General features: G+C 67.9%; 24 protein-coding genes, 2 tRNA genes and 1 pseudogene. 11 read left to right on the top strand and 16 right to left on the bottom strand.

The features are described 5' to 3' along the window. Nucleotides 1-70: 70 nt before the first annotated feature. Nucleotides 71-745 (bottom strand): annotated as a pseudogene (locus GPY60_RS16180) (aminodeoxychorismate/anthranilate synthase component II); the annotation flags it as partial. 39 nt (nucleotides 746-784) lie between these two features. After that, nucleotides 785-1,537 carry a DUF881 domain-containing protein gene (locus GPY60_RS16175; RefSeq protein WP_197283697.1) on the bottom strand — a complete coding sequence of 251 codons (753 nt, stop codon included), beginning with the start codon at nucleotides 1,535-1,537 and terminating at the stop codon, nucleotides 785-787. A 141-nt stretch (nucleotides 1,538-1,678) separates the two neighbouring features. Here GPY60_RS16175 and crgA point away from each other — a divergent pair, with 141 nt between their 5' ends. Together crgA and GPY60_RS16165 are read left to right on the top strand one after the other, a co-directional pair. Continuing rightward, on the top strand, nucleotides 1,679-1,960 hold the full coding sequence (crgA, locus tag GPY60_RS16170; RefSeq protein ID WP_066951011.1) for a cell division protein CrgA: 282 nt from the start codon (nucleotides 1,679-1,681) through the stop codon (nucleotides 1,958-1,960). A gap of 155 nt (nucleotides 1,961-2,115) precedes the next feature. Further along, nucleotides 2,116-2,541 carry a PH domain-containing protein gene (locus GPY60_RS16165; RefSeq protein ID WP_156688704.1) on the top strand — a complete coding sequence of 142 codons (426 nt, stop codon included), beginning with the start codon at nucleotides 2,116-2,118 and terminating at the stop codon, nucleotides 2,539-2,541. A 10-nt stretch (nucleotides 2,542-2,551) separates the two neighbouring features. Here GPY60_RS16165 and GPY60_RS16160 read toward each other — a convergent pair whose 3' ends face one another. Then, nucleotides 2,552-3,100: a peptidylprolyl isomerase gene (locus GPY60_RS16160; protein ID WP_156688688.1), complete on the bottom strand. Its 549-nt coding sequence runs from the start codon at nucleotides 3,098-3,100 to the stop codon at nucleotides 2,552-2,554. 105 nt (nucleotides 3,101-3,205) lie between these two features. Here GPY60_RS16160 and cwsA point away from each other — a divergent pair, with 105 nt between their 5' ends. Further along, nucleotides 3,206-3,640 (top strand): cell wall synthesis protein CwsA, encoded by a 435-nt coding sequence (gene cwsA / locus GPY60_RS16155; protein ID WP_156688687.1) that lies wholly within the window; start codon nucleotides 3,206-3,208, stop codon nucleotides 3,638-3,640. 7 nt (nucleotides 3,641-3,647) lie between these two features. Here the strand turns inward: cwsA and GPY60_RS16150 are convergent, their stop codons facing one another. From GPY60_RS16150 to dnaA, 13 genes are all read right to left on the bottom strand, one after another. After that, nucleotides 3,648-4,001 carry a VOC family protein gene (locus tag GPY60_RS16150; protein WP_156688686.1) on the bottom strand — a complete coding sequence of 118 codons (354 nt, stop codon included), beginning with the start codon at nucleotides 3,999-4,001 and terminating at the stop codon, nucleotides 3,648-3,650. A gap of 3 nt (nucleotides 4,002-4,004) precedes the next feature. After that, entirely contained in the window at nucleotides 4,005-4,406 is a 402-nt protein-coding gene (locus GPY60_RS16145; protein WP_156688685.1) for a VOC family protein, read from the bottom strand. Continuing rightward, on the bottom strand, nucleotides 4,360-5,202 hold the full coding sequence (locus GPY60_RS16140; protein ID WP_156688702.1) for a helix-turn-helix domain-containing protein: 843 nt from the start codon (nucleotides 5,200-5,202) through the stop codon (nucleotides 4,360-4,362). Before GPY60_RS16140 ends, GPY60_RS16145 begins: the two co-directional genes overlap by 47 nt. Nucleotides 5,203-5,446: 244 nt before the next feature. Continuing rightward, nucleotides 5,447-5,519: transfer RNA gene (locus GPY60_RS16135), tRNA-Ala, on the bottom strand. After that, a complete protein-coding gene (locus GPY60_RS26660) occupies nucleotides 5,510-5,653 on the bottom strand; it encodes a hypothetical protein (protein ID WP_197283696.1) in 144 nt (47 codons plus the stop codon). Before GPY60_RS26660 ends, GPY60_RS16135 begins: the two co-directional genes overlap by 10 nt. Before the next feature lie 5 nt (nucleotides 5,654-5,658). Further along, a tRNA-Ile gene (locus tag GPY60_RS16130) sits at nucleotides 5,659-5,732 on the bottom strand. A gap of 77 nt (nucleotides 5,733-5,809) precedes the next feature. After that, complete coding sequence (locus GPY60_RS16125) at nucleotides 5,810-6,670, bottom strand: DUF3566 domain-containing protein (RefSeq protein ID WP_156688684.1); 861 nt, start codon at nucleotides 6,668-6,670, stop codon at nucleotides 5,810-5,812. A gap of 138 nt (nucleotides 6,671-6,808) precedes the next feature. Further along, a complete protein-coding gene (gyrA, locus tag GPY60_RS16120) occupies nucleotides 6,809-10,579 on the bottom strand; it encodes an intein-containing DNA gyrase subunit A (RefSeq protein WP_156688683.1) in 3,771 nt (1,256 codons plus the stop codon). An 8-nt stretch (nucleotides 10,580-10,587) separates the two neighbouring features. Continuing rightward, nucleotides 10,588-12,609, bottom strand: a complete 2,022-nt coding sequence (gyrB, locus tag GPY60_RS16115) for a DNA topoisomerase (ATP-hydrolyzing) subunit B (protein WP_370462739.1) — start codon at nucleotides 12,607-12,609, stop codon at nucleotides 10,588-10,590. Between the two features lie 243 nt (nucleotides 12,610-12,852). After that, entirely contained in the window at nucleotides 12,853-13,407 is a 555-nt protein-coding gene (locus tag GPY60_RS16110; protein ID WP_156688681.1) for a DUF721 family protein, read from the bottom strand. Then, nucleotides 13,401-14,546, bottom strand: coding sequence for a DNA replication/repair protein RecF (gene recF / locus GPY60_RS16105; protein WP_156688680.1), 1,146 nt, complete (start codon nucleotides 14,544-14,546; stop codon nucleotides 13,401-13,403). The genes GPY60_RS16110 and recF overlap by 7 nt, the downstream gene beginning before the upstream one ends. Further along, nucleotides 14,547-15,746: a DNA polymerase III subunit beta gene (gene dnaN, locus GPY60_RS16100; protein WP_156688679.1), complete on the bottom strand. Its 1,200-nt coding sequence runs from the start codon at nucleotides 15,744-15,746 to the stop codon at nucleotides 14,547-14,549. It lies immediately after the preceding gene. Between the two features lie 533 nt (nucleotides 15,747-16,279). Next, on the bottom strand, nucleotides 16,280-17,800 hold the full coding sequence (gene dnaA, locus GPY60_RS16095; RefSeq protein WP_156688678.1) for a chromosomal replication initiator protein DnaA: 1,521 nt from the start codon (nucleotides 17,798-17,800) through the stop codon (nucleotides 16,280-16,282). 601 nt (nucleotides 17,801-18,401) lie between these two features. Here dnaA and rpmH point away from each other — a divergent pair. The 8 genes from rpmH to GPY60_RS16055 all read left to right on the top strand — a co-directional run bounded on the left by rpmH (nucleotide 18,402) and on the right by GPY60_RS16055 (nucleotide 23,671). Next, nucleotides 18,402-18,545, top strand: coding sequence for a 50S ribosomal protein L34 (gene rpmH / locus GPY60_RS16090; protein ID WP_156688677.1), 144 nt, complete (start codon nucleotides 18,402-18,404; stop codon nucleotides 18,543-18,545). A 16-nt stretch (nucleotides 18,546-18,561) separates the two neighbouring features. Beyond that, nucleotides 18,562-18,924 (top strand): ribonuclease P protein component, encoded by a 363-nt coding sequence (rnpA, locus tag GPY60_RS16085; protein ID WP_156688676.1) that lies wholly within the window; start codon nucleotides 18,562-18,564, stop codon nucleotides 18,922-18,924. Next, complete coding sequence (gene yidD, locus GPY60_RS16080) at nucleotides 18,921-19,244, top strand: membrane protein insertion efficiency factor YidD (protein ID WP_156688675.1); 324 nt, start codon at nucleotides 18,921-18,923, stop codon at nucleotides 19,242-19,244. The genes rnpA and yidD overlap by 4 nt, the downstream gene beginning before the upstream one ends. Beyond that, on the top strand, nucleotides 19,228-20,343 hold the full coding sequence (gene yidC, locus GPY60_RS16075) for a membrane protein insertase YidC (RefSeq protein WP_156688674.1): 1,116 nt from the start codon (nucleotides 19,228-19,230) through the stop codon (nucleotides 20,341-20,343). The genes yidD and yidC overlap by 17 nt, the downstream gene beginning before the upstream one ends. A 70-nt stretch (nucleotides 20,344-20,413) precedes the next feature. After that, the gene (locus tag GPY60_RS16070) at nucleotides 20,414-20,974 is read left to right on the top strand and encodes a Jag family protein (RefSeq protein ID WP_156688673.1); all 561 of its coding nucleotides are present in this window, start codon (nucleotides 20,414-20,416) and stop codon (nucleotides 20,972-20,974) included. 43 nt (nucleotides 20,975-21,017) lie between these two features. Beyond that, on the top strand, nucleotides 21,018-21,743 hold the full coding sequence (rsmG, locus tag GPY60_RS16065; protein WP_156688672.1) for a 16S rRNA (guanine(527)-N(7))-methyltransferase RsmG: 726 nt from the start codon (nucleotides 21,018-21,020) through the stop codon (nucleotides 21,741-21,743). Beyond that, nucleotides 21,740-22,675 (top strand): ParA family protein, encoded by a 936-nt coding sequence (locus tag GPY60_RS16060; RefSeq protein ID WP_231639683.1) that lies wholly within the window; start codon nucleotides 21,740-21,742, stop codon nucleotides 22,673-22,675. Before rsmG ends, GPY60_RS16060 begins: the two co-directional genes overlap by 4 nt. Nucleotides 22,676-22,687: 12 nt before the next feature. After that, on the top strand, nucleotides 22,688-23,671 hold the full coding sequence (locus GPY60_RS16055; protein WP_156688670.1) for a ParB/RepB/Spo0J family partition protein: 984 nt from the start codon (nucleotides 22,688-22,690) through the stop codon (nucleotides 23,669-23,671). The last annotated feature ends 180 nt before the right edge of the window (nucleotides 23,672-23,851 follow it).

Below are 23,851 nucleotides of genomic sequence, written 5' to 3'. Positions count from 1 at the left end.
CTCGCCCGGCTTCGCCGCCCTCGCGATCGCCGAACGCTGATCGCGGCGACCCGCCTCGCCCGGCTTCGCCGCCCTCGCGATCGCCGCTGTCCGCGGGAAAGTACGGCCGCACCGCCGCGCGGACGTCGTTCTCGAGCCGGCGGATCAGGGTGTCGTCCCGGGCCCACCCGCAGTACGTGAGCCAGTTGCCCAGCATGCGGTGTCCGCCCTCGGTGAGGATCGACTCGGGATGGAACTGGACGCCGTGGATGGGCAGTTCGGTGTGCCGCACGGCCATGATCACACCGCTGCGCGTGCGGGCCGTCACTTCCAGCGACGCGGGCAGCGACTCCGGCAGGATCGTCAGCGAATGGTAGCGGGTGGCCGTGAAGGGATCCGGAAGCCCTTGCAGCACACCGGCGTTCGTGTGGAACACGCTGCTGGTCTTGCCGTGCAGGAGTTCGGGCGCGCGGTCGACGGTGGCGCCGAACGCGACGCCGATGGCCTGGTGTCCGAGGCAGACGCCCAGCAGCGGGGTGCGCTCGGCGGCGCACGCGCGAACCAGCCCGATCGACGCGCCCGCGCGTTCCGGCGTCCCCGGCCCGGGGCTGAGCAACACGCCGGCGAACTGACCCGCGACCGCGGTTTCGTCGGAGAGCCGGGGGTCGTCGTTGCGCCAGACGTCGGCCTCGACGCCGAGCTGGCCCAGGTACTGCACCAGGTTGAACACGAAGCTGTCGTAGTTGTCGACGACCAGGATCCGCATCGTGCCAGGGTACCGTCCGCGCCGGTGGCGTGATCCGGGTCAGTACCCGACGGGGCCGGCCGGCTGCGCGTAGTGCAGGCGCACCGGTTCGGTGTGGCCGGCGACCTGGACGTCGGGCCTGACCTCTTCGGAATACCCGAGGCCGAACCGCACCACGTACTGCTTGTAGAGGGTGACCAGCGGGGCGGCGGCCAGGGCGGCCTGCATGGCGCCGGCGTTGCCGATCGCGGTGATCGTGTACGGCGGGCTGTAGGTCCGGCCGTTCAGCAACAGCGTGTTGCCGACGCAGCGCGGCACCGAGGTGGCGATGATGCGCTGGTCCTGCATCTGGATCGCCTCGGCGCCGGCGCTCCACAGGGCGTTGAGGACGGCCTGGATGTCCTGTTGGTGCACCACCAGATCGTCGGGGGACGCATCGCGCGGGAAGCGGCCGTTGGCGTCGCGCTGAGCGTCCTGGAGGGTGACGACAAGGCCGGGACCGTGCACGGGATCCATGTCGGCCTCGGCGGCCAGCTCGGCCGAGCGGCGCAGCATGGCGGCCAGCGCGGTGTCCGGGTTGCGGCCGTGCATCGAGTCGATCTTGTTGGAGAGCTCCTCACGGCGGGCGCTCAGGCGGTTGACCGAAGCCTGGGCCTCGCGCACCAGATCGACCAGGCGTGGCGCGTCGCTGCGCCGGATCTCCGTCCCGCCGGACACCCCGTGTGTGGCCGCCAGCAGCAACCCCGCGAGCAGGCAGACCAACGGCACACCGAAGCGCCAGGGTGAGCGCCGCGCCCCGCGCTCATCACTCATCGGCTCTCCATTTCCTGGCCATCCGGCCAGGTGGGTTAATCTCATAGCCAGGCTATTGCGTGTAGCCGCCGTCGTCATCGTTGCATCCCGGCCCGCCGAGCGTGTTGTTCAGGCGGGCCCGAGATAACCCCCGAGGTGATCATGCCCAAGTCCAAGGTCCGCAAGAAGAACGACTTCGCCGTCGGCGCGGTGAGCCGCACACCTGTGAAGGTGAAGGTGGGGCCGTCGAGCGTGTGGTTCGTCGCGCTCTTCGTCGGTCTGATGCTGATCGGGCTCGTCTGGCTGATGGTTTTCCAGTTGGCGGCCGTGGGAAGTCAGGCCCCGACCGCGCTCAATTGGATGGCGCAACTCGGTCCGTGGAACTACGCCATCGCGTTCGCTTTCATGATCACCGGGTTGTTGCTGACGATGCGCTGGCACTGACCGCCGCCGCAGCGATGTTGAATTCATTTCGGCGTCAATCTTTAACTGGCTCAGCAACCTTCGCGCCACCCAATCACACGCGTGTTATTTATCCCCACTGTTGATAGCGCCTGTGGATAACCGCATCGGCAATGGTGGAGGGGGGTAGCTTCCACATGCAGCAAACCCAATGGGCGGCGCCCGCCGCGGGAGTCGCAGGTTGTGGCGTCGCCGGCGTCGCAATGGCTATCGCCTCTGTGACCGTGGTCACAGACCCCCCGGGCCGCGTGATGGCTGGGATAGCCGCCTTAGGATTGCTTTTGTTTGCGGGCGGCACGTGGCGCGCGCGCCCGAAGCTGGCAATTACGCCCGAGGGGCTTGCCATCCGGGGCTGGTTCCGAACGCAGGTATTGCGGCAGTCCGACATCAAGATCATCAGGATCACCGAGTTCCGCCGTTACGGGCGCACCGTCCGATTGCTCGAGGTGGAGACCGTCGGCGGGGGACTGGTCCTGTTCTCGCGGTGGGACCTCGGGACCGACCCGTTGAAGGTGCTCGACGCGCTGACGGCCGCCGGTTACGCGGGTCGCAACCGGCGGTGAACGGGGCCGGTCAGGTGATCGTGATCGACTCGATGACGACCGGCTCTGTGGGCCGGTCGTTGCCGTCGGTGGCAGTCGTGGCGATGGCGTCCACCACCTTCTGTGACTCGGGGTCCGTCACCTCACCGAAGATCGTGTGGCGCCGGTTCAGGTGCGGGGTCTTGCCGACGGTGATGAAGAACTGCGAGCCGTTGGTGCCCGGGCCGGCGTTCGCCATGGCCAGCAGGTAGGGCTTGTCGAACTGCAGCTCCGGGTGGAACTCGTCGGCGAACTTGTAGCCGGGGCCGCCGCGTCCGGTGCCGGTCGGGTCGCCGCCCTGGATCATGAATCCCTCGATCACCCGGTGGAACACGGCGCCGTCGTAGAACGGGCCGGAGGAGCCACCCGAGGCGTTCTGCGTCGAATACTCCTTCGTACCTTGCGCCAGGCCAACGAAATTGGCGACAGTCTTGGGCGCGTGGTTTCCGAACAGGGCGACCTTGATGTCGCCGCGGTTGGTGTGCAGGGTGGCGGTGGCGGTCTGATGGGGGCTGTTGGTCACGACAGGCAAGTCTGCCACCACACGCGGGGCCGTCTGCACCGGGTCCGCCCGGGCCGGGGCGGGGTCCCTAACCGACGCAAGTGCAATGATGAGGCACCGACGAGCGGACCAGAAAGGCGGCAGATGAGCGCGAAAACGGAATCCCGGCTGACCCCTCGACAGCGACTGGCCCGCGGACTGACGTACTCGGCGGTGGGACCGGTCGACGTCACCCGCGGGGTGGTAGGCCTCGGGGTCCAGTCCGCGCAGTCGACCACCGCGGAATTGCGCCGCCGCTACGCCGACGGCCGCCTGGCCCGCGAGATCGCCGCCGCGCAGGAAGCTCTGGTCGAGGAGTTGGCCGCAGCCCAAGATGTCGTCGCCGGGCTGCCACAGGCCTTGCAGGACGCCCGCCGTTCGCGGCGGCGCAGCAGGCGCCCGTGGTTGATCGCGGGGGCCGCGGTGGTCGTGCTGGGCGGTGGCGCCGTCGCGTTCAGCATCGTCCGGCGCTCCATGCGGCCCGAACGTGAGGAGCAGTCGCCGCGACCGCCGAGCGTCGACGTGCAACCGCGTCCGTGACTGCGCCTCAGTCCGGGTGGCCGACGATGTTCAGGACATTGCCGTCCGGCGCCCGCACGAAGAAGCGGCGCACGCCCCACGGTTCGGTGGTGATGGGGTGCACGATCTCGTAGCCGCGTTCCCGCGCCTCTGAGTACGCGCCGTCGACGTCGTCGGTGTGGATGGAGACCACCGAGTCTTCGGGCGCGGTCGCATCGCGCGTCACCAGCTGGACGTGCGCCCCGGTGTCGGGAGAGGTGTACCGCGCCACCCACCCGAGGTTGAACTCCTCGTCGTGCAGCCCGAGGTAGCCGGTATAAAAGCCCATGGCCGCCGCGATGTCGCGGGCGCGAAGGTTGGGCGTGATGCGGGTTACGCGCATGGCTCAGGCCGGCAGTTTCTCGCCGCGGTAGTCACCGAACGACCACAAGTTACCCTCCGGGTCGCGCACCGCGAATTCCCTTGCGCCGTAGTCCGTTTCGGACATGGGTCGGACGACCTCAGCGTCGCGCTCCCGGACGCGCCGGTACAGGGCGTCGGGATCTTCCACCACCACGTAGGCGGCGGCCGTGCCGGGTTCGCGGCACCATTGCGCGCCGGGTTTGTGGCTGCCGACCATCACGCCGCCGCTGCCCTCCGGCCAGTTCAGCTGCGCATGGTCGACGGCGTCCCCGGCGCCGTAGCGCGCGGCCAGCACGAAACCGAAGGTGTGCACGTAGTAGTCGATCAGCGCGGGCGCATCATGGGCTTGCAACGTCAGCCACACGGTCGGATTGGAACCAGTCATGGTCGCAGTCTGACCCGAACGCGTGACCGCCGTCTTGAATGTTTCGGAACTCCTCGGCCAGCCAGCGCCGCGGCGACGTGCCCGCGAACCGGACGAATTCCCGCGTGAGGTGCGCCTGGTCGCTGTATCCCGCCGCGGCCGCGACGGCCGCCAGGTCCACCCGCCCAGTGCGGCGCACCCCATCGGCGATCCGAGCGGTCGCATGCTCGAAGCGCATCAGCATCGCGACGGTCTTGGGCGATTGGCCGACCTCGCGCCGGAACAGCGTCGTCAACTGCCGCGCGCTCAGGCCGACGCGTCCCGCGACCGCGCCCACCGACGCCCGGCCCCGGCTGCGTTCGAGGAGGTGCCAGGCGTGGGCGAGCTCGGGGCGCACCGTCGCGCGGTCGCGTCGTCGTCGCGCGTCGACGAGGTACGCGGTGATGATTTCGAAGGCGGCCCGCCAGTCCCCGGCGTCGGCCACGCGCTCGTGCACGTCCAGGGCGTGGCGGCCCAGCACACCGGTGGCGTCGAAGCCCGCCTGAGCGAACTCGGCGCTCGGCGCCCCGAAGAGCGCCCGCGCGGCGAGGGGGTGAACCGCCAATTGCACGCCGGCCTGACCACGCTCCTGGCGCACATGGGCGGCGGAGACCTGCAGCGCGCCGAGCAGCAGCGGGTTGGGTCGGGCCGTCGCCGCCTCCTGCGGGCTGGCGGCGGCGCGCACGCCCTCGTCGGCGCTGATGATGAACGTCAGCCTGGCCGACGGCATGCCCCGGTGCATGGCGCCCGGTTCCTGCAGGGCGCGGTATCCGACCATCGAGGCGACCCCGGGAGCGCTCCACGCGGGCGCCTCGACGAACTCCCAGACGCGCGGCGGATCGGCGGCAGCCACATTTCCACGTTAGCCGCACGGTCTTTATCCCGGACGCGGCCGCGCAGTACTTGGCCTTCTCGCATCGAGCCCGCGCTCAGCGCCCCGACTCTGCGCACAGATCGAGAAAATCCGCGAAATCGCGCGCTGAGCGCAGTCTCGACGCATGCGGCGTGGAAGGTGAAATTTGTGGAGCCTAGGGGAATCGAACCCCTGACACCCGCCTTGCAAAGGCGGTGCTCTACCAACTGAGCTAAGGCCCCTCGTCGTGCGCGGGTGGCTCGTCCACGGCCACGTGCCAGACCTCGATGCCGCGCCGCGACCACACCACCGCCGCCGCGACGGCGATCAGTGCCAGCGGGGCCGCGAGTCTGACGCAACGTCTTGACGGGCACATGGTTGTGGGCCTAGGAGGACTCGAACCTCCGACCTCTTCGTTATCAGCGAAGCGCTCTAACCGCCTGAGCTATAGGCCCGTACGCGCGCGCACGGCCGAGCGACGAGATTACCGCACCGGGCGCCCTACCCCCAAAACCGCGGTGATCGGCCCGGGCTAATCCCGGTCGGCCAGCGTCACCTCGATGCCGCCGATGAGATCGGTGGTCAGGTTGTAGACGAACGCGGCGACGGTCGCCATCGCCGTCAGCAAAACGATGTTGACCAACCCGATCAGCACCGCGCCGCCGAAGATCGTGCTCGTCGAGATCAGTTCGCCGCTGCTGCCGCTGGTGTTGTTCAGGAGGTCGCCGACGTTGCTGTTCAGCTTCGCCCACACGCCCATGCCGCCGAGCACCAGGTAGAGGAACGCCACCGCGATCATCCACACGAAGAACAACGCCACCGAAAGCAGCAGCGACACCTTCAACGTGCTCCAGGGGTCGATCCGGCGGATCTGCATGCTGGCGCGGACGGGCCCCCGGGTGCGGCGTGTCACGTGCACGCGATTCTCCCGGCTCTCCCTGTCCTCGGTGGCGGCCGCCGGACGGCCCGAGCCGGACGCGCCGGAAGTCTCCGTGCCGCGCTCCGCGGCGGGCTTGCGCTGGGAAACGCGGGGGATGGGTCCGGACAGGTCGGGCAGCTCGCTGGCGTAGGCCTCCGCCGGCGGACCGTCGTTGCGGCCCGGCGCCGGGTCGTGCGGCGGGTTCTTTCCGGGTGCGGCGCTGCCGGAGATGAAGCGGTTCAGCCGGGCGTCGGCGCCGGCTGGTGGGCGCGCTCCGGGCTGGGGATCCGGCTGCCGGGGCGTGGGCTGCGGGCCACGCGGGGCGCCGCCCTGCCACTGCGGCGACTCGCCGGACTCCTGGACGCGGCCGCCCGACGCGGGCGCCGCCCGGTGTGCGCCGGAACGATCGGCCGAACCGTCCCCGTTATGGCCGTCGCCCGCCCTGGGGGCGCCCGGCTCGTTCGGTGAGGTCACCCCGGCTCCTTACTCCTCCTGCACAGTCCTGCGAGGCCGCCCGGCGGTGGCAGTCATGTGTCCAGTCGGGCTGAGTCTAGTTGCCCCTGGCACCGGCCTGGCCACCGCTTGCCCGCATCGTTACCCGGCGGGTGCCGGTCACGACTCGGCGCCGTCCTCATTCCCGACGACCTCGTCCGCGTTTTCTTCCGCGTTGCGCGCGATCGCCAGCAGGTTGTCGCCGTCGCCCAGGTTCATCAGCCGGACGCCCTTGGTCTGCCGTCCGGCCTTGCGCACCTGGCGCGCGGCCGTACGGATGACGCCGCCGCCGGACGTGATGGCGTACAACTCGGAGTCGTCGTCGACGATCAACGCCCCGACCAGGCGGCCGCGCCGGCGGTCGTACATCACCGTGAGTACGCCCTTGCCGCCGCGCCCCTGCACCGGGTACTCCTCGATCGCGGTGCGCTTGGCGTAACCACCGGACGTCGCCACGAGCAGGTAGGTGCCCTCGCGAACGACGTTCAGCGACAGCAGCCGGTCGTCGGCGTTGAATCGCATGCCCTGCACGCCGGAGGTGGCCCGGCCCATCGGCCGCAACGCCTCGTCGGTCGCCGAGAAGCGGATCGACTGCCCGTTCGCTGACACCAGCAACAGGTCGTCGTCGGACGAGCACAACACCGCGCCGACGAGCTCATCGTTGTCGCGCAGGTTGATCGCGACGATCCCCCCGGACCGGTTCGAATCGAAGTCGGTCAGTTTCGACTTCTTGACCAAGCCGTTCTTCGTGGCCAGCACCAGATACGGGGCGTCCTCGTAGCCGCGGATCTGGATGACCTGCGCGATGCGCTCCTCGGGCTGGAAGGCCAGCAGGTTGGCGACGTGCTGACCGCGCGCGGTGCGCGACGCTTCCGGAAGCTCGTACGCCTTCGCGCGATAGACCCGCCCCTGGGTGGTGAAGAACAGGATCCAGTCGTGAGTGGACGACACGAAGAAATGCGCCACGATGTCGTCCTGCTTGAGCCCCGCGCCCTGCACGCCCTTGCCGCCGCGCTTCTGGCTGCGGTAGAGGTCGGTCTTGGTGCGCTTGGCGTAGCCGGTCTCGGTGATGGTGACGACGACGTCCTCGCGGGCGATCAGGTCCTCGTCGCTCACCTCGCCGTCGGCCGCAACGATGCGGGTGCGGCGGTCGTCGCCGTGCTTGTCGACGATCTCGGCGAGCTCGTCGCGCACGATGCCGCGCTGGCGCTCCGGCGTCGCCAAAATGTCTTCCAGATCGGCGATTTCGGCCTCGATCTTGGCCAGGTCGTCGACGATGCGTTGGCGCTCGAGGGCCGCGAGGCGGCGCAGCTGCATGTCGAGGATGGCCTGGGCCTGGATCTCGTCGATGTCGAGCAGCTCGATCAATCCCGTGCGGGCGATGTCAACGGTCTCCGACGCCCGGATGAGAGCGATGACCTCGTCGAGCGCGTCGAGCGCCTTGACCAGGCCGCGCAAGATGTGCGCGCGCTCGTTGGCCTTGCGCAGCCGATACGTGGTGCGCCGCACGATGACGTCGAGTTGGTGCTCGACGTAGTAGCGGATCATCTGATCCAGCCGCAGGGTGCGCGGAACGCCGTCGACGATGGACAGCATGTTCGCGCCGAAGCTGGTCTGCAGCTGGGTGTGTTTGTAGAGGTTGTTCAGCACCACCTTGGCCACCGCGTCGCGCTTGATCTCGACGACGATGCGCAGGCCGACGCGGTCGCTGGACTGGTCCTCGATGTTGGCGATCCCGGCCAGCCGGCCGTCGCGGACCTGCTCGGCGATCGAGGTGATGAAGTTGTCGTGGTTCACCTGATACGGCAGCTCGGTGATGACCAGCGACGTGCGGCCGCGCGAATCCTCTTCCACCTCAACGACTCCGCGCATCCGGATGGAGCCGCGGCCCGTCTTGTAGGCGTCGGAGATGCCCTGCGTCCCCACGATCAGTCCGTGCGTGGGGAAGTCCGGGCCCTTGACCCGTTCCATCACCGCGGCCAGGGTGGCTTCCTCGTCGGCCTCGTGGTTCTCCAGGCACCAGAAGACGGCCTCGGCGAGCTCTCGCAGGTTGTGGGGCGGGATGTTGGTGGCCATGCCCACCGCGATACCGCCGGAACCGTTGGCCAGCAGGTTGGGGAACCGGCTCGGCAGCACGGTCGGCTCTTGCACCCGGCCGTCGTAGTTCGGGATGAAATCGACTGTCTCCTCATCGATTTCGCGGAGCATCTCCATGGCCAGGGGAGTCAGCCGCGCTTCGGTGTTGTGGCTGACGAACCCGTTGGTCAGGAACGCGTGGTCGTCCGTGTCGACACGCAGGCTGTAGACGGACTGGACACCGGCTTCCGTAACTGAGGCGACGCGCGCGTAGTAGAAACGCCCGTCGGTGAGGTCGGTCGCTATGGCGCGGACGTCGGGATCAGCAATGTGCGACAGGATTTCGACGCCACGTGTGCGCCACCGTTGGATGCGGTCGATGTTGTGACGATTGAGCCAGTCACGATCGGCCCACCGTCCACCCGCATGTTTGCGGACGAACGCCGCTAAACCGGGAACATGGTCGCTGTCCCTACCAGCACAGGTCGGCAGGGCACCCAGAATGCTCGTCAGCTTGGCCTGCTTGGCGCCGCCAAAGCCGATTTGGCGTGCGAACAGTTCAGCTTGCGCGCGATTAGTGATGACGACCTTGTGTTCGCCGACCGCATGTCGATAGCGCTTCGACACGACGCCCAGCTCGAGCAGCATCTGCTGCACGTCCGCCGCCAATCGCTCGCTACGAGTCGAGTAAGAAATCTGGATCGTGTTTCGCGGCAATAGCGAGCAGGATCCGTCACCTTCGAACAGCGCCTGCAGGAACGCTCGCTTGACTGGGGCGGAACCTTGCCATAACCAATCCGGGACAGCTTTGTTTGCTGACCGCTGACCGCACAAGTCGCCGAGTCGGGTCTTCTTGAAATCGCGGAGATTTTGAACGTCCAGTTCATGCAGCAGGGAGCCGGACGCGATCGTGCGAGAGGAGATATAGCGTCGGCCTCCGACTACGGCGTCGTAAGCACCCACAACGATGTTGAAGTAGTCGCGGTCAACGTTGTTGAACCCTGCTCGAGTCTGGGATGCGAATCCCTCGCTGATGAATGCTCCGAGCAGCAGCGCTTCCATGGCGTCGTACCAGTCCGCCGTTCCGAGTTCCATCGGTGGCGTGCGCTGCAGGACGACGTAGTCATCGGGCCGGATTTCTTCAATCAGTTTCCACAGAAGCGTGGGCACGCCGCCGACGTCGACTAGGCACAGCAGAGGGTGGTTGGCGGTGCCGGTCACCTCGTACCCGTCTGCCGTGCGCACGGTGTATGTCTGATGCTCGCCTGAGTGGAACAGGCGGTCAGCCACCACCGGGTTCCCATGGCGATCAAGCACTTTTAGTTCAACGGCGTTGTCAGAGTTCGGCTGGACGTTGCCAACGACGTCCTTGATCCGCACGGACTGCCCCAAAGGCAACCGCACCAATGCATCACCGGTTACGCAGTAGCGCATCGCCGCCGGCGGATCGTTGCCCGGGGAGCCGAAGTTGCCCTGCCCGTCGACCAGCGGGTAGCGCAGCGACCACGGCTGCGCCATGCGCACCAGGGTGTCGTAGATCGAGGCGTCACCGTGCGGGTGGTAGTTGCCCATGGTCTCGGCGACCGAGCGGGCGGACTTGGCGTGGCTGCGATCCGGGCGGAACCCCGAGTCGTACATCGCGTACAGCACGCGGCGGTGCACGGGCTTAAGGCCGTCGCGCACCTCCGGCAGCGCGCGGCCCACGATCACGCTCATCGCGTAGTCGATGTAGCTGCGCTGCATCTCCTGCTGGATGTCGACCGGCTCGATCCGGTCGCCGGCCTCGTCGCCCGGCGGCAGCGTGGTGTCAGTCATTTATGTCCTTAAACATCCAGGAAGCGAACGTCTTTGGCGTTACGGGTGATGAAGCTCCGCCGGGCGTCGACGTCCTCGCCCATCAGGATCGAGAACAACTCGTCGGCCGCTGCGGCGTCATCGAGGGTGACCTGACGCAGCACCCGAACCGCGGGATCCATAGTGGTTTCCCACAATTCCTTGGCGTCCATCTCGCCCAGACCCTTATAGCGCTGGATGCCGTCTTCCTTGTTGATCTTCTTGCCCGCCTTGAGCCCGGCTTCCAACAGCCCGTCGCGCTCGCGGTCGGAGTAGGCGAACTCGGGGTCGGTGCGCTGCCACTTGAGCTTGTACAGCGGCGGCTGGGCCAGGAACACGTGCCCGTTCTCGATGAGCGGCCGCATGAACCGGAACAGCAGCGTCAGCAGCAGCGTCGAGATGTGCTGGCCGTCCACGTCGGCGTCGGCCATCAGCACGATCTTGTGGTAGCGCAGCTTGCTGATGTCGAACTCGTCGTGGATGCCGGTGCCCAGCGCGGTGATGATCGCCTGGACCTCGGTGTTCTTCAGCACGCGGTCGATGCGGGCCTTCTCGACGTTGATGATCTTGCCGCGCAGCGGCAGGATCGCCTGGAACATCGAGTCGCGGCCGCTCTTGGCCGAGCCGCCGGCCGAGTCGCCCTCCACCACATACAGTTCCGACTTGCGGGGGTCGGTCGAGCGGCAGTCGGCGAGCTTGCCGGGCAGGCCGCCGAGATCGGTGGCGCTCTTGCGGCGCACCAGCTCCCGCGCCTTGCGCGCCGCGATCCGCGCCTGCGCCGATGAGACCGCCTTGTTCACAACCACTTTCGCGTCGGCCGGGTTCGCCTCGAACCAGTGCGTGAGCTGCTCGTTGCACACCTTCTGCACGAACGACTTGACCTCGGTGTTGCCGAGCTTGGTCTTGGTCTGCCCCTCGAACTGCGGTTGCGACACCTTGACGGAGATGACCGCGGCCAGGCCCTCGCGAATGTCATCGCCGGTGAGGTTGGGGTCCTTGTCCTTCAGCAGCTTCTTGTCTTTGGCGTACTTGTTGACCACCGACGTCAGCGCGCTGCGGAAGCCTTCTTCGTGGGTGCCCCCCTCGTGGGTGTTGATGGTGTTGGCGAAGGTGTGCACAGACTCCGAATATCCGCCGTTCCACTGCATCGCCACCTCGACCTCATGGCCATCGCCCTTGCCCTCGAAACCGATGACGCTCTGCTGGATCGGGCTCTTCGTGCGGTTGATGTGCTTGACGAAGTCCACGAGCCCGCCGGGGTAGTGGAACACCCGGTGCTTCACCTTGTGCGCGCCATCCGATTCGGCGGCCTTCTCCTCCGCGGACTTCGGCGCCTCAGCGGTGTCGCTGACCACCTCGTCGACGACTTCCTCTTTGGTGACCCGCTCGTCGGTGAGCTCGATGGTCAGCCCCTTGTTGAGGAACGCCATCTCCTGCAGCCGGCGGGCCACCGTCTCGAAGTCGTAATCGGTGGTCTCGAAGACATTGGGATCGGCCCAGAAGCGGATGGTGGTGCCCGTCTTCTTGGTTTTCTCGCCCTGCTTGAGGACGCCGGGCACCGAGTTCGTGTACACCTGCGACCACTCGTATCCGTCCCGGCTGATGTCGGCCTCGAGACGAGTCGACAGCGCATTGACGACCGAGACCCCGACACCGTGCAACCCGCCGGACACCTGGTAGGCGCCCTCCTCGAACTTGCCGCCGGCGTGCAGCACGGTCATCACCACATCGACGGTCGGCACACCCGTGGCGTGCATCTCGACCGGGATGCCGCGGCCGTCGTCGACGACCTCGACGCCGCCGTCGTCGAGCAGGCGGACCTTGACCTTGGTGGCGAAACCCGCCATCGCCTCGTCGACCGCGTTGTCCACCACCTCCCAGACGAGGTGGTGCAAACCTCGCTCGCCGGTAGAACCGATGTACATACCGGGGCGTTTGCGGACCGCTTCCAGCCCTTCGAGGACCTTGATTGAATCAGCGCCGTACTGGTTTTTGGCAGCCACGTTCGGAATGCTCTCCTTGGGGTTTCGTGCGAGCGGTCCCGTCACCGCAGCGGTCGCACCGGACAAGTCTACCGTGATCGGCGCTTGGGACCGATTTTCTGGGCGTGTTTCTGCCTAGCTAACTGCGCCGTGCGCACAATATTTTTATTCCGGGTGGGTCCTGACGCTAGTCGCGCCGGTCCGTTTCGTTCTGGCGGCTCTGAGCCGCCTGTTGACGAACGCCCGTCTGGGGATGATCGGACCCCGCCGGGACTAGCCGTAGGTGTCGCGCGGACCGCGGCCGGCGATGTGGCGGGGCCCCTTGCGCCACGACGGCGCCGCCGGTCCGGTGATCTTCAGGGAGGTCACCACGCCGTTGCCCACCGCCGCGGCGATCTTGGCCAGCAGCTGCGCCTGGACCATCCGCAACTGCGTGGCCCAGGCCGTCGACTCGGCGGCCACGCTGAGCACACCCTCGTTCAGCCCGGTCGGCGTCGCGTGGTCGGCGATCTGGTGGCCCACCACCAACGCCCATTGGCCCAGCACCGTCCCTTCGGCCACCCGGCCCGACCAGCCACGCTTCTTGGCGAGGTCACGCGCCACCCTCCCCAAGGGTTGGGGATCCCGGGTATCGGGCCCGGGCCCCGACCAGCTCCTGCGCTGTCCAGCGACCCGGCGCGGGGCAGACGGCACCGCCATACCGCGTCCCGCGTCCTTGCCTTGAGCGCGGGCCGCCGCCCGCGCCTCCTCGAGCGTGCGGCGAACCAGGTCGATGCCGGTCAATCCGCTTGGCAGATTGGGCTTTTCGCCGTCGGCTCCGGTCACGATCGCACCACCGAGATCCGCCCGGTGTCATCGTCGCGCAAGTCAATGTGCACCTTCTTGGCAGCCCAACCCTCCGGAATGTCCTCTTCGACCGCCGCCGTCACCAGCACCTGCTCGGCGGATTCGGCCACCGTGGCCAGGGCGCGCCGGCGCGCGGCATCGAGTTCGGCGAACACGTCGTCGAGCAGCAACACCGGCTCACTGCCCTCCGCACGCAACAACTCGTAGGCGGCCAGCCGCAGCGCCACCGCGAAGGACCACGATTCGCCATGGCTGGCAAAGCCTTTGGCGGGTTGATCACCGAGCCGCAATTCCAGATCGTCGCGATGCGGGCCGACCAAGCACATTCCCCGTTCGAGTTCGGCCTCGCGCCGCGACGACAACGCGGCCAGCAGGGCGGCCTCCAGAAACTCGCGATCACCACCCTCCAACTCGGCGCCGAGGCTGGGCCGGTAGACGATGGCCGCGGGCCGCGACCCGGGGGCCAGCAACTGGTAGGCCTTCTCCACCTCGGGCGCCAACTCGTTCACCAGATCGAGGCGGGCCGCCATCAGTTCGGCGCCGTGCTCGGCCAACCGGCCATCCCACACGTCCAGGGTGTCCAGGGCGCTCGGGTCGGCGCGGTGCCGCACCCCCGAGATCGACTTCAGCAGCGCGGTGCGCTGACGCAGGACCCTGTCGTAATCCGCACGCACGCCGGCGATCGCGGGCCGGCGCACGGTCGCGAGATCGTCGAGGTAGCGGCGCCGATCCGCGGGATCGCCGCGCACCAGCGCCAGGTCTTCAGGAGCGAACAGCACGGCGCGCAGCACGCCGACCACCTCGCGCGTGCCCCGCACCGGCGAGCGGTTCAGCCGGGCCTTGTTGGCCCGTCCCGCCGCGATCTCGAGATCGACCGCGCACTCCCGCCCCTCGTTGACCACGATGGTGGAAACCACCGCCCGGGCGGTGCCGGCGCGGATCAGCGGCGCGTCGGTACCCACCCGGTGTGAGCCAAGCGTGGTCGTATACCACAGCGCCTCAACGAGATTCGTCTTCCCGAAGCCGTTCGGCCCGACGAACACCGTCCGGCCCGGCTCCAATTCGAGGTCGGCGTGTGCCCAGGACCGGAAATCACGCAGTCCCAAATGCCGGACGTACACCTATCCGGGCAACCGAACGGGCATCAACAGGTAGACGTAGTCCGTCGGCAGTGCCGAGAACGGCCCGCTCCCGGAGGGCGGCGCGTCCTCGTCGGACGCCGGCCGCAGCAACGCCGGCTTGCCCGGAGTGGTGAAGCCGAACGACACGCGGTCGGAATGCACCGAGGCCAGCCCGTCAGTGAGATACGTCGGGTTGAACGCGATGGTCAGCGGTTCACCGACGAAGTCCACCGCAAGGTCTTCCTCGGCCCGTCCCACGTCGTCGGCGCCCGCGGACAGCCGCAGCATGCCGTCACCGAATTCCATGCGCACCTGGGCGCCGCGGTCGGCCACCAGCGCCACCAGCTTGATCGCCTCGGTCAACTCGGCCACGTTGATGGTCGCGACCGCGGTGTGCTCGGCCGGCAGCAACTGGCGGAATTTCGGGAACTCCGCGTCGAGCAGCCGCGTCGTGCTGCGCTTGCCATTGCCGCTGATGCCCAGCAGGCCCTCTTTGCCGACCCCCGTGCCGGCGCCCAACGACAGGCGAACCTCCGACCCGTCGGTGCCGGCGCGGGCCGCCTCGGCGAGTGTCTTGGCCGGCACCAGCACGGCGGCCTCGATGTCGGACGACGAGGCCGACCACGTCAGCTCACGAACCGCCAGGCGGAACCTGTCGGTCGCGGCCAAAACGACGGTGTCGCCGGAGATCTCGACGCGGATCCCGGTCAGCATGGGCAGGGTGTCGTCCCGGCCGGCCGCTACCGCCACCTGGCTGATCGCCTCGGCGAACAGGTCCGACGGCAGCGTCCCGGTCTCTTCGGGCAGCGCGGGCAGCGTCGGGTAATCCTCGACGGCCATCGTCGGCAGCGAAAACCTCGCGCTGCCGCAGGTCAGGGCGACGCGGTTGCCGTCCACGTAGAAGTCGACCGGCTTGTTCGGCAACGCGCGCGTGATGTCGGACAACAGCCGGCCGGAAACCAAAACGCTTCCAGGAGAAGCAATTTCAGCAGCGACCTGCGCCTCGGCGGAAACCTCGTAGTCGAAACCCGAGATCGTCAGGCCCTCGTCCGTGCCGGACAACAAAACCCCCGAGAGCACGGGAACCGCCGGCCTGGTCGGTAGGTTGCGCGCCACCCACGACACCGCGTCCGCGAAGGACTCGCGCACGAGGCGAAACTTCAAGTCGGTGAGGCCAGCCGTTGTCGTCGCCACGTCCATAGCGTCCCTTCACCTGCCAAGCTTCGTGATTCATTGACCAACCTCCGCAACGGTGGTCGAAGAACAACCGTAGAGCTTCTGAGGCCATCTTGAAAGCTAATCGAGCAGGCCGACAAGTCGCGTCAGCGACGGCGTCGCGCAGCCGCCTCCACGGATCGTCCCCAACGCCGTATTTCAAAGAGGAAGAGACGAAGATATCTCAGTAACAGTAATAAGGGCTGTGCATGTTGGGGACAGTTGGGTTCCGGTGCTGCTCGGGGGTTTGGTGCCTTGTGGATGCTTGCGTGGACAACCGGGCGTCGGTGTTCGGGCCGCTGGGGATGACGGCCCGTTGTGCACGTCCGTGTGGTTATTCCACGGATGTGTGACCGCCTTGTGCACAGCGCTGCGCACAGGGCCGGGGTGTGACTGCTGTGACAGGGGTGTGAGAAGTTTTTCGGAAAAAAGTTGGCGCGCAAGCGTCATTCGCCCGATATCGGCCGTCGGGACGCGCGCGACGGCCGCCGTGAAGCGGGGGAGGGGACTACAGAACCTCAGCGCTTGGAACGCTGACGGATGCGCGTGGTGAGTTCCTTGACGTGATCGAAGACCTCACGGCGCTCCGCCATCTCGGACAGGATCTTTCGCTGCGCGTACATCACCGTCGTGTGGTCACGGCCGAACGCCTGGCCGATCTTGGGCAGCGACAGGTCGGTCAGCTCGCGACACAGGTACATGGCGATCTGCCGCGATTGCGCCAGCGCCCGCGTCTTGCCCGGTCCGCGTAGTTCCTCCACGGTGGTGTCGAAGTACTCCGCGGTGGCGGCCATGATCGTCGCCGCGCTGATCTGCATGGTGCTCGCGTCGGCGATGAGGTCGCGCAACACGATCTCCGCGAGTGACTTGTCGATCGGGGTCTTGTTCAACGACGCGAATGCGGTGACCCGGATGAGGGCGCCCTCGAGCTCGCGGATGTTGCGCTCGATGCTGCTCGCGATGAGTTCCAGTACATCGTCGGGCACCGCCAGCCGCTCCATCTGAGCCTTCTTGCGCAGGATGGCGATGCGCGTCTCGAGCTCGGGCGGCTGCACGTCGGTGATCAGGCCCCACTCGAATCGCGTCCTCAACCGGTCTTCCAGCGTGGCGAGTTGCTTGGGCGGCCTGTCCGAGGAGATGACGATCTGCTTGTTGGCGTTGTGCAGCGTGTTGAAGGTATGGAAGAACTCCTCCTGAATACCTTCCTTGCCCTCGATGAACTGGATGTCGTCGACGAGCAGCACGTCGACGTCGCGGTAGCTGCGCTTGAAGGCGACTTTGCGGTCGTCGCGCAGCGAGTTGATGAAGTCGTTCGTGAATTCCTCGGTCGAGACGTACTTGACCCGCATGCCGGGGAACAGCCGCTGGGCGTAGTTGCCGGCCGCGTGTAAAAGGTGGGTCTTGCCCAGGCCGGATTCACCCCAGATGAAGAGGGGGTTGTAGGCGCGGGCCGGGGCCTCGGCGATCGCCAGGGCCGCGGCATGGGCGAACCGGTTGGAGGCGCCGATGACGAAGGTGTCGAAGGTGTAGCGGCGGTTCAGGCTGGCCCCGAGGGTGACGACGGGATCGGCGCTGCGCGCGCGATCGGTGAAGTAATGCGGCCAGCTGTCCGCGGCGGCCTCGCCGTTCTCCTCACCGTCGTCGAGCTCGATCCCGGAGTCGTCGTCGGCGATGGCCTCCGGAACACCGTCGGCCGTTGGCGTGAAGGGGATGTCGTCGGCGTCTTCCGCGGGTGGGGCGATGCGCACGCCGAGCTGGATCTGCTGGCCGAGTCGTCGGCTGAGGGCGTCGGTGATCGGCGCGCGCAGGTGACGTTCGATCTCGTTCTGCACGAAGCTGCTCGGCACCGACAGCAGCGCGAACCCCTCGACGATGGTCAGCGGCTGAACGAGATTGAGCCAGGCCCGCTGCTGCGGGGTCAGCGGCGTGATGAGGGTCGTGCGGTTGGCGGAGGCGCCGTCCGCGCCCGCGTCACCGTTGAGTTCGGACACGACGGCGTTCCAGACGGTGCTGAAGCCGGAACCGGGGTCATCGGTCAACGACGCATCCCCCTGGTTCTCACTCGTCCCGGGTCAAAAGTACAAAAGACGCCGGACGACAAAGCAACTGTCCACATAGTTATGCACAGGTGTGGACAGGATGATCGTAAAGCGAGCCGCAACCTATCGGCGACGGCACGCGATCTCCGTGCTGAAGAAAACCCGTTGAGGTCGTCTACGCAGCTAGTCGATCCGCCATCCTCGCTTCGTTGTCGAGCGCCGTTCCAGTCTAAAACGACCTTGGCAGAAGCTAACAGTTTTCCGTGCGGCTGCCAACAGTTCTGCTGCATTCCAATCGAGTTGTTTAGGGTCACTTGGGCCCCGGTTTGACTCACGGCGCGGGCGGGCTTCCCGGTGGGGCGGCGCGGACCGCGAACATTCCCAGCCTAGGCGAGCGGGTGCGTTGCCGCAGGCCAGGTTTGACCCGGCGAGGGCGCGTCAGTACCCTCAAACAGTCGCCCGAAAGTAGGCGATGCGGCTGCGACCTAGGGCATTGTTCCGGGGACCGCGCCGGCCAGCGAGCAAGAACCATCTCCGGCCGACCCGCTCGAAAGCGCGTGCGCGGCCGGTTGGCTGAGCGAGACACAACGAGGAGTACGTCGTGGCCAAGGGCAAGCGGACCTTTCAGCCGAACAACCGGCGCCGAGCCCGCGTACACGGCTTCCGTCTGCGGATGCGGACCCGGGCCGGGCGTGCGATCGTGTCGAAGCGGCGGGCCAAGGGTCGCCGCGCATTGACTGCCTGATCGCACGGATGTTGCGGTGCTTCCCGCACGCAACCGCATGAGGCGGTCAACCGAGTTTGACGCGACGGTGAGACACGGGACGCGGACCGCGCAACCCGACCTCGTCGTGCACGTCCGGCGCTGTGCCGACGCCGGCGAGGGGAGCGCGCCGCGCGTCGGACTGATCATCGCGAAGTCCGTGGGCTCGGCCGTGGACCGACACCGCGTCGCCCGTCGGCTGCGGCATGTGGCCCGCCCGATGTTGGCGGACTTCCGGCCCTGCGACCGCGTGGTGATCCGCGCGTTGCCCGGCAGTCGCACCGCGTCGTCCGCGCGCCTGGAACAACAACTGCGTCGGGCCCTGCGCCGCACCCTCGACGCCGCCGGGGCGGGTCGATGAGGGGGCGCGCCGCGCTGAACGCCGGGGGAGCCGCCGCGGTGCGGGTCGTCGTGTTCGTGATCAACCTCTACCGGCACATGGTGTCGCCGTTGCGACCACCGACCTGCCGCTTCATCCCGACCTGCAGCCACTACGCCGTCGACGCCCTGACCGAGCACGGCTTGGTTCGGGGAGGCTGGCTGGCGGTCGCCCGTCTCGCCAAGTGCGGGCCCTGGCATCCGGGAGGGTGGGATCCGGTCCCGGAGCGCCAGGACCTCGACGACACAAGCGACGCCCGGGTCCGGCCGGCGGCGCGAGGGGAGAGTGAGTCTCTTGTTTGATTTCTTCAGCCTCGACATCGTCTATTACCCGGTGTCCTGGATCATGTGGGTCTGGTACAAGCTCTTCGGCGCCATCCTGGGTCCGTCGAACTTCTTCGCGTGGTCGCTGTCCGTCATGTTCCTGGTCTTCACGCTGCGGGCGCTGCTGTACAAGCCCGTCGTGAGCCAGCTCCGCACGACGCGCCAGATGCAGGAATTGCAGCCCCAGATCAAGGCGCTGCAGAAGAAGTACGGCAAGGACCGCCAGCGCCTCGGCCTCGAGATGCAGAAGCTGCAACGCGAGCACGGCTTCAACCCGCTCCTCGGTTGCCTGCCGATGCTCGTGCAGATCCCCGTGTTCCTCGGCCTCTACCACGTCCTGCGATCGTTCAACCGGACGACGGGTGGCTTCGGTCAGCCGCACCTGTCGGTGGCACAGAACCGGGCGACCGGGAACTACGTGTTCACCCCGGCCGACGTCGGCCACTTCCTGGACGCCAACCTTTTCGGTGCGCCGATCGGGGCGTTCATGACGCAGCACGCGGGGTTGGACGCGTTCACACACTTCAGTCGTCCGGCGGTGATCGCGGTGGGTGCGCCGGTGATGATCCTCGCCGGCATCGCGACGTACTTCAACAGCCGCGCCTCGGTGGCGCGCCAGAGTCCGGAGGCGGCCGCCAACCCGCAGACCGCGATGATGAACAAGCTGGCGCTCTACGTCTTCCCGCTCGGGGTCGTCGTGGGTGGCCCGTTCCTTCCGCTGGCGATCATCTTCTACTGGTTCTCGAACAACATCTGGACCTTCGGTCAGCAGCACCTCGTGTTCCGGATGCTCGAGCAGGAGGAAGAGGCGAAGAAGCAGGAGGCGATCGCGCGCCGCGCCGCCAACGCGCCGGCGCCCGGCGCAAAGCCGAAGCGGGCGCCGAAGGCGACGTCGTCCGGTGGCAACGGCGCGGTGGCCGGTGGCGACGTCCCCACGGAGACCAAGAACGGCGACGGCCAGGGGGCCGACACCGGGGCCGGCATCTCGGAGGAGAAGCCGAGCCCGTCCGGGCGGACCACCAGCCCGGGCAATCGCACCCCGCGTCCCGGGGCGCGACCCAAGAAGCGCAAGCGCTGAGGACTCATTGGGTCGTCGCATCAGGCGACCCCGGTTTGGGCAGTGACCCGTGGATGAGGGAGAGAAAGGCATGACGGACGCCGACACCACCGAGCGTGACGTGGATTCAGACGTCGAGGAGACGGCCGCGGTCGAGGACGAGCAGAGCGAGGGCGGCTTCGACGATCTCGAGGAGCGCTTGGTCGCCGAGGGGGAGATCGCGGGTGATTACCTCGAGGAGTTGTTGGACCTCTTGGACTTCGACGGCGACATCGATCTGGATGTCGAGGGCAACCGCGCGGTCGTCAGCATCGACGGCAGTGACGACCTGAACAAGCTGGTTGGTCGCGGCGGCGAGGTGCTCGATGCGTTGCAGGAGTTGACGCGCCTGGCCGTGCACCAGAAGACCGGGGTGCGCAGCCGGCTGATGCTCGACATCGCGAGCTGGCGCCGGCGACGCCGCGAGGAGTTGGCCGCGCTGGGCGACAAGGTGGCCCGCCGGGTTCTGGAGACCGGCGAGCGCGAAGAACTCCGGCCGATGACGCCGTTCGAGCGCAAGATCGTGCACGACGCCGTCGCCGCGGTGCCGGGCGTGCACAGCGAGAGCGAGGGCGTCGAACCGTCGCGCCGCGTCGTCGTTCTGCACGACTAGCCACGCCGAGTTACAGCCGTGTAGTTCGTGCCGAGCGACGGGAATGTTTCACGTGAAACATGGCGAGACGGGCGGGTGCGCTGAGGCCGTCGACCCCGGCGCCCCGCCCGCCGCGGCGCACGACATCTTCGGCGAACGGCTTCACCTGGCCGAGCGCTACGCGCGGGCGCTCGCCGGGGCGGGTGTCGAACGCGGCCTTCTCGGGCCGCGCGAGGTTCCGCGCCTCTGGGACCGCCACATCCTCAACAGCGCCGTGATCGGCGAGGTGCTCGGCGAGGGGGAGCGGATTGTCGACATCGGGAGCGGAGCCGGGCTTCCGGGGATTCCGCTGGCGCTCGCACGACCCGACCTCGAGGTCGCGCTGTTGGAGCCGATGCTGCGGCGCAGCGAATTTCTCAACGAGGTCGTCGCCGAACTAGGGTTAGCCGTCGAGGTGGTGCGGGGCCGGGCCGACGAGGCATGGGTGCGCGACCGGCTCGGCGAGAGGGACGTGGCGGTGTCGCGAGCGGTGGCGGCGTTGGACAAGCTGACGAAGTGGAGTATGCCGTTGCTACGGCCGGGCGGGCGAATGGTGGCGATGAAGGGGGAGCGCGCTCCCGAGGAAGTCAAACAGCACCGGCGTGTGATGGGTGCTGCGGGCGCCGTTGATGCCAGGGTGGTGACATGTGGCGCGGACCTTTTGCGGCCCCCCGCAACCGTGGTCATCGCGCGGCGCGGCCAGCCGGCACGCCGGCGCCCGAAGCGGACGGGGGAGGGCGGAACCAGATGAGCGCGCCACACGACCGGCCAGCGGGCGCCGCGCCAGCGCCGCATGTTTCACGTGAAACATCGGACGAACTGGACACCCCGATCGGGGCGGCCGCGGAGCGGGCGATGCGGGTCATCCACACGACCTACGAGCCCCTGCGACGGCCGTCGCACCGCCGCGTGTTCACGGTCGCCAACCAGAAGGGCGGCGTCGGGAAGACCACCACGGCCGTCAACCTGGCCGCCGCGCTCGCCATCCAGGGACTCAAGACGCTCGTCATCGACCTCGATCCGCAGGGCAACGCGAGCACGGCACTCGGCATCGCCGACCGGCAGTCGGGCACGCCGTCGTCCTACGAGGTGCTCCTCGGCGAGGTGTCGCTGAAGGAGGCGATCCGGCCGAGCCCGCACAGCAGCCGGCTGTTCTGTGTGCCCGCGACCATCGACCTCGCCGGCGCCGAAATCGAATTGGTGAGCATGGTGGCGCGGGAGAACCGGTTGCGCACCGCGCTGGCGGGGCTGGACGACTTCGACTTCGACTTCGTCTTCATCGACTGTCCGCCGTCGCTCGGCCTGCTGACCATCAACGCGCTCGTCGCCGCGCCCGAGGTGATGATCCCCATCCAGTGCGAGTACTACGCCCTCGAGGGCGTCTCGCAGCTGATGCGCAACATCGAGATGGTGAAGGCGCACCTCAATCCGCGGCTCGAGGTCAGCACCGTCATCCTCACGATGTATGACGGGCGGACCAAGCTCGCCGACCAGGTGGCCGAGGAGGTCCGCCGGTACTTCGGGCCGAAGGTGCTGCGGACCGTGATCCCGCGCAGCGTCAAGGTTTCCGAGGCGCCGGGCTACAGCATGACGATCATCGACTACGACCCGGGTTCCCGGGGCGCGATGAGCTATCTCGATGCGAGCCGCGAGCTCGCGCAGCGCGACGAACACCAGTCCTAAAGAGGGAGCACCATGACGCAGCCGTTACGGAAGAAGGGCGGCCTCGGCCGGGGCCTGGCATCGCTGATCCCGACCGGCCCGGCGGAGGGCGACGCGGGCCCCGCGACGCTGGGCCCGCGGATGGGCGACGCGGCGGCCGACGTCCTGATCGGGGGACCGTCGCCCCAGGCGGCGGCCGTGGGTGCGGTGTACCGCGAGATCGCGCCGGGCGACATCGAACGCAACCCCCGTCAGCCGCGGCAGGTCTTCGACGAGGAGGCGCTGTCCGAGCTCGTGCACTCCATCCGCGAGTTCGGCCTGTTGCAGCCGATCGTGGTTCGCGCGATCCCCGCCACGCCGGGTGGGGCGCGCTACCAGATCGTGATGGGGGAGCGGCGCTGGCGGGCGGCCCAGGAGGCCGGCCTGGCGACCATCCCCGCGATCGTGCGCGAGACCGGCGACGACAACCTGCTGCGCGACGCCCTCTTGGAGAACATCCACCGGGTGCAGTTGAACCCACTCGAAGAGGCGGCGGCCTACCAACAGCTGCTCGACGAATTCGACGTCACCCACGACGAACTGGCGTCGCGCATCGGCCGCTCGCGGCCGCTGATCACCAACATGATCCGGCTGCTCAAACTACCGATACCGGTGCAGCGGCGGGTGGCTGCCGGCGTGCTGTCCGCCGGCCACGCCCGCGCGCTGCTCGCCCTCGAGGCGGGCCCGGAGGCGCAGGAAGAGTTGGCCGCCCGGATCGTCGCCGAGGGATTGTCGGTCCGCGCAACCGAGGAGGCGGTCACGCTCGCCAATCGCGGCGGCGCGACGCCACCACCGCCGCAGCGCCGCAAGCCCATTCACATGCCCGGGTTGCAGGACGTGGCCGAGCGGCTCTCGAACGCCTTCGACACCCGGGTGACCGTCAGCCTGGGGAAGCGCAAGGGCAGGATCGTCGTGGAGTTCGGCTCGGTCGACGATCTGCAGCGGATCGTCGACGTGATGACCACGCCCGAGGCGTGACCCACCACCCCGTGTAATTACGTCACTGTGACAAACATGGATCTTTTTCGCATCGACCGACCGGACGCCAGCGCAAACCCCCTGGCGCGCAACCCGTTTCGCGGGCCGCAGCCGATGGCGCCGCGCTCGCACCCTGGCCGGGCCGTGCCGCCCGTGCGGCGTCCGAAAAGGTGGCCGCGT

The organism is Mycobacterium sp. Marseille-P9652 (assembly GCF_902652685.1).
Taxonomy (GTDB): Bacteria; Actinomycetota; Actinomycetes; order Mycobacteriales; family Mycobacteriaceae; genus Mycobacterium.
This window is presented reverse-complemented; position numbering and strand designations above follow the sequence as displayed.

Excerpts from the sequence above, each read along its gene's own strand:
- GPY60_RS16165 (WP_156688704.1), top strand. The coding sequence starts at position 2,116 with ATGCAGCAAACCCAATGGGCGGCGCCCGCCGCGGGAGTCGCAGGTTGT.
- GPY60_RS26660 (WP_197283696.1), bottom strand. The coding sequence starts at position 5,653 with ATGTGCCCGTCAAGACGTTGCGTCAGACTCGCGGCCCCGCTGGCACTG.
- GPY60_RS16070 (WP_156688673.1), top strand. The coding sequence starts at position 20,414 with ATGACGGACGCCGACACCACCGAGCGTGACGTGGATTCAGACGTCGAG.
- crgA (WP_066951011.1), top strand. The coding sequence starts at position 1,679 with ATGCCCAAGTCCAAGGTCCGCAAGAAGAACGACTTCGCCGTCGGCGCG.
- yidD (WP_156688675.1), top strand. The coding sequence starts at position 18,921 with ATGAGGGGGCGCGCCGCGCTGAACGCCGGGGGAGCCGCCGCGGTGCGG.
- gyrA (WP_156688683.1), bottom strand. The coding sequence starts at position 10,579 with ATGACTGACACCACGCTGCCGCCGGGCGACGAGGCCGGCGACCGGATC.
- GPY60_RS16150 (WP_156688686.1), bottom strand. The coding sequence starts at position 4,001 with ATGCGCGTAACCCGCATCACGCCCAACCTTCGCGCCCGCGACATCGCG.
- GPY60_RS16055 (WP_156688670.1), top strand. The coding sequence starts at position 22,688 with ATGACGCAGCCGTTACGGAAGAAGGGCGGCCTCGGCCGGGGCCTGGCA.
- dnaN (WP_156688679.1), bottom strand. The coding sequence starts at position 15,746 with ATGGACGTGGCGACGACAACGGCTGGCCTCACCGACTTGAAGTTTCGC.
- GPY60_RS16145 (WP_156688685.1), bottom strand. The coding sequence starts at position 4,406 with ATGACTGGTTCCAATCCGACCGTGTGGCTGACGTTGCAAGCCCATGAT.
- GPY60_RS16175 (WP_197283697.1), bottom strand. The coding sequence starts at position 1,537 with ATGAGTGATGAGCGCGGGGCGCGGCGCTCACCCTGGCGCTTCGGTGTG.
- GPY60_RS16060 (WP_231639683.1), top strand. The coding sequence starts at position 21,740 with ATGAGCGCGCCACACGACCGGCCAGCGGGCGCCGCGCCAGCGCCGCAT.
- GPY60_RS16140 (WP_156688702.1), bottom strand. The coding sequence starts at position 5,202 with ATGGTCGGATACCGCGCCCTGCAGGAACCGGGCGCCATGCACCGGGGC.
- rsmG (WP_156688672.1), top strand. The coding sequence starts at position 21,018 with ATGTTTCACGTGAAACATGGCGAGACGGGCGGGTGCGCTGAGGCCGTC.
- cwsA (WP_156688687.1), top strand. The coding sequence starts at position 3,206 with ATGAGCGCGAAAACGGAATCCCGGCTGACCCCTCGACAGCGACTGGCC.